This is a genomic window from Corynebacterium provencense (assembly GCA_900049755.1).
Lineage (GTDB): Bacteria > Actinomycetota > Actinomycetes > Mycobacteriales > Mycobacteriaceae > Corynebacterium > Corynebacterium neomassiliense.
Window position 1 is genome coordinate 1 of sequence record LT160609.1, and the last position, 4,127, is coordinate 4,127.

General features: G+C 67.1%; 4 protein-coding genes. All 4 read right to left on the reverse strand.

What is annotated here, in order from left to right; genetic code table 11:
• Window positions 1-96: 96 nt before the first annotated feature.
• The 4 genes from BN3906_RS13840 to BN3906_RS13855 all read right to left on the reverse strand — a co-directional run bounded on the left by BN3906_RS13840 (window position 97) and on the right by BN3906_RS13855 (window position 4,101).
• On the reverse strand, window positions 97-636 hold the full coding sequence (locus tag BN3906_RS13840; protein ID WP_066590255.1) for a MarR family winged helix-turn-helix transcriptional regulator: 540 nt from the start codon (window positions 634-636) through the stop codon (window positions 97-99).
• Window positions 637-698: 62 nt separating this feature from the next.
• On the reverse strand, window positions 699-2,273 hold the full coding sequence (gene cls, locus BN3906_RS13845) for a cardiolipin synthase (RefSeq protein WP_078057557.1): 1,575 nt from the start codon (window positions 2,271-2,273) through the stop codon (window positions 699-701).
• A 7-nt stretch (window positions 2,274-2,280) separates the two neighbouring features.
• Complete coding sequence (locus tag BN3906_RS13850; protein ID WP_066590259.1) at window positions 2,281-3,096, reverse strand: exodeoxyribonuclease III; 816 nt, start codon at window positions 3,094-3,096, stop codon at window positions 2,281-2,283.
• A gap of 15 nt (window positions 3,097-3,111) precedes the next feature.
• A complete protein-coding gene (locus BN3906_RS13855) occupies window positions 3,112-4,101 on the reverse strand; it encodes an N-acetylglutamate synthase, CG3035 family (RefSeq protein ID WP_078057558.1) in 990 nt (329 codons plus the stop codon).
• Window positions 4,102-4,127 lie beyond the last annotated feature (26 nt).

A 4,127-nucleotide genomic window follows, 5' to 3' on the forward strand; every position in this document is an offset into this window, starting at 1 on the left:
GTGCTGGGCCGGCGCCGCGGCTGAGCCCCCGGAGTTCCGCACCGGCGGGCCCCGGTGCCCCTGGCGTCACCCCCGGTGCTCCGGAGGTCGTGGCGGTCAGCGTTGCCGCTGGATGTCCTCGATGAGGCCCTCGGCGGCGACGGAGAGGTTGCGCAGTGCAGGGACGCCACGGCGCAGTTTGGCCAGGTCCCTGCCGTCCATCCTGGTCGCTGCACGGGAGATCAGCAGCGCCCATTCGTCCGTCACCGAGTTCAGCATCTCGATGCCGTCCTCGGACAGGAACAGGTCCTGTGCGCGGCGGTCCTGGTCATTGGCCCGTCGCAGGACCAGTCCGGAGTTGATCAGCCGGCGCACTGTCGCCGAGACATTCGAGGCGCGCAGGAAACGCAGCCGGGCGATGTCGGAGACACCGCATCCGGGGTGCTGGGAGATGAACTGGAGGACCTCGATCTCCGACTGGGAGATGGAGAGTTTCTGGTTGGGCCGGTCCATGAGCCGGCGCAGGGCGGAGAGGAAGTCGTAGACCGCCGAGGCGATCTCGGTGACGTCGACGTCGGGCAGAATTTCCGGCGCACGGTGTCCGCGTATGGAGCCCCGCGAGTCCTCGTAGAGGTCGTCGACGGTCTCATTGGTCATGGCGGACTCCTTCTCGCAGTTCATTGCACAGCCAAAAGCGGATATCCGCCATTGTAAGACACTCACTGTAGTGCGGAGCTCAGGCGGGCCACGTTATCGACGTAGCGCCGCAGCCGGGGACGCCGGTCCCATTCCTCGGCGGTGAGCTCCACACTGGCCTCCCGGTACTCCGCGGCGAGGTCCTTCATCCTGTGCAGGAGAGTCCCCTCCACCGACATCAGGGTGATCTCGTAGTTCAGTCCGAAAGAGCGCATGTCCATGTTCGACGAGCCGGTGCACACCACCTCGTTGTCGGCGATCATGAACTTGGAGTGCAGGACCGCCGGATACGGGTAGCGCAGGATCCGGATCCCCGCAGACAGCAGTTCGGCGTAGTAGGAGGACTGGGCGTGTTCCACGAGGTTCTGGTCGGCTCTCTCCGAGACGAAGAGCTCGACCTCCACACCCCGGTACGCGGCGGTGGTGATCGCCTCCAGCAGTGACTCGTCAGGGATGAAGTAGGGGCTGACAAGGATCAGGTGGGACTTGGCGTGGTGGACCACCGAACTGAACAGCCGGAGGTTGGGTTCGGTGGTGAACCCGGGGCCGGAGGGCACGATCTGCAGCATGTCGCTGCCGGGGTCGGGCACGGCGTCCGGGGAGTTGCCCTTCGGTCCGTTGTCCAGCCACTCGGCGGATTCCGAGGGGGTGAGCAGCGGGAGTTCTTCGCCGCACTCCGTGAACCAGTCCACGGCGAAGACTGAGTTCAGCATGGTGACCACCGGCCCGGTGACCTCGACCATGTTGTCGATCCAGTGACGTCCCTCCCGGACGTTCGCCTTCATCAGGTAGGAGGAGTCGATCATGTTCTGGCTGCCCATGAAGCCGGTGTGCCCGTCGATGACCACCAGCTTGCGGTGATTGCGCAGGTCGGGTCGGCGGAACCTCCACCGCCACGGCTGCAGCGGCAGCATGACCAGCCATCTCACGCCGATGGCGTCGAGCCGTCGTCCCAGGGTCCGGTAACCGGGGTACTTCCAGCTGCCGACATGGTCGAACATCAGCCTGACGGTGACGCCGCGGTCCACCGCCCGTTCCAGGGCACGGAAGAAGACGTCGGTGGTGCTGTCCCAGGCGGTGATGTAGATCTGCACGTTGACGTAGTGGTCCGCGGTGTCCACCGCCTCGGCCATGCGCCTGATCGAGGCGTTGTAGTCCGAGTGCACGTCGACGACTGTTCCGGTGGTCGCGGGCATGGCGGTGAGCCGTCGGTTCAGGGACACGAGGCTGCGCTGCTCCGGGGTGAGCGTGTGTCCCTCCGGGACATCCGGTTCGTCACGGCTGACGGTGCGGATCAGTTCGTTGGCCCGGTTCTGGATGTGGTGCCGGCGCCGGTTGATGTACGGCGAACCGATGAGCATGAACAGGATGATGCCGACGAAAGGCATGAGGAAGATGGCGAGCAGCCACGCCATCGCACTGGTCGGTTTGCGCTGGGACGGCACATAGCCCAGCGCGATGATCTTCAGGGAGTAGTCCAGGGCCACCAGCATCCACGCCCACCACGCCATACCTTCGGTCACGAGTGTGCCGAGGAAGGAGAACCCGAAACCGTCGGGGGTGATGAAGCTCCACGCTGAGTGCAGATCGTCCCACATGCCGCGCTCAGCTTCCCGACACAGCTGACTCGGCGGGCAGGGAGGGCAGAGAGGGCACGGTGTAGGTGACCGTCACCGGGGCGTGGTCGGAGGCACCACGACCACGGCGCTCGTCAGTGTCGGTGACGGGGGCCTCCCCGGCCGAGGGTGTGATACCCCGGCAGAACTGCAGGTCGATACGGATGCCCTGTCCCCGCTGGAACCGCAGGGACTGGTAGTCCCAGTAGGAGTAGGTCCCCGTCAGCGGGGCGGTGGACTCCGTGAGCCCGGCGTCCTCCAACCGCCGCAGGGCGGCACGTTCCCGCGGGGTGACATGGGTCTTCCCTACGAACAGGGAGGGGTCCCAGACATCGTCGTCGGTGGGGATGATGTTGAAGTCGCCGGCGAGGACGAGGGGGCCCTCGGTCTTCTCCGCGTAGGACGCCAGGGCCCCGAGGAAGTCGAGCTTGTAGGTGTAGTGCCGGTCGGAGATCTCCCGGCCGTTGGGAACGTAGAGGCTCCACACCTCCACCCCGCCGCACACCGCACCGAGTGCCCTGGCCTCCGGTTCCTGCGGGGCTGCAGGGTCCTTGTCGAAACCGGGCTGCCCGAAGTCGGTGCGTACGTCACTGACGCCCACCCGGGACAGCAGTGCGACACCGTTGAACGATCCGTCACCGTGGTGCACCTGCCGGTAGCCGGTGTCGGAGAAGTCCGGGAACTGCGCGTCGGTGCACTTCGTCTCCTGGAGGCACAGGACGTCCACGTCCGAGCGGGCGAGGAACTCACGGACGCGGTCCTCCCGGGTGCGCGCGGAATTGATGTTCCAGGTGGCGATACGCAGTGCTGACGGCATGCCCTACACAGTATCGGGAATGACGATGCACCGGTGCCGGTGGTGCTCGGTGAACCCCAGGTTGAGATAGAGGCCACGCCCGGCGGTGTTGCTCGCGATGACCTGCAGGCAACTCTCCGTCGCACCGTGCCGTGCCCCCCAGTGCAGCATCGCGGTCCCCAGCAGGGTCGCCAGACCACGACGACGCCACGCAGGGGCGACCTCGACGGCCGAGTAACCGAGGAACATGCGACCCCCGCCCCCGGTCACGGTGCCGCGGGTCACGGCGACGAGTTCCCCGTCGACGCTGAGGCGGGCGAAACCGAGCGAACCCTCCAGCCTGGCGGCGAGGAGTCTGAGGGCGTGCTCGGGCAGGGGCCTGCCACGGAAGTGGTAGAGACGCAGCCACTGGTCGTCCGGCTGGTCGTCGATCCGGAGTTCCAGGCGTCCTTCGAGGTCCGCCGACGGTTCAGGGACGGGGGGCAGGGGCCCGGTGAGGCTGCGGGCCATGACGATGATCTCCGGGCCACGCTGTACCCCGGGCAGGGCCAGCAGAGGTTCGGCGGGACGGCTGATGCGGTCGGGCAGGAGGAGCCGGGTCGGCAGCCCGTGGGACCGGTAGAAGGCGTGGATCCTGTCCAGCGGCACCGGGGTGGTCCCGGTCTCCGGCCCCAGGGGGACCGCGGAGTTCGACCGTTCGGTGATCCCGTCGCCGGCCCTGGCCAGCCAACCGTCGATGTCGCGGTGTTCCAGTCCGGGGAACGCGGCGGCGGTGGCGGCCTCGACTGCGCGGATGTCGGAGGCCCTCACCGGACGGGAGTGGAGGGTCTTGAGGACCACGACGTCGGCGGCCGGGATGTGGTGCACGGTACCCTTGGCGTCCTCCACCGTCAGCGGGTCGGTCTGACGGAGGACGCCGATGATGTCGCTGACCAGCGGTCGGCCGGTGGCAGGGGTGATGCGGGGACGCCCGTCGTCCCCGGTGACGGTGCGGCGGCCGTTTCTTATACACATCTCGATTGGTCTAAGAGACAGGACCT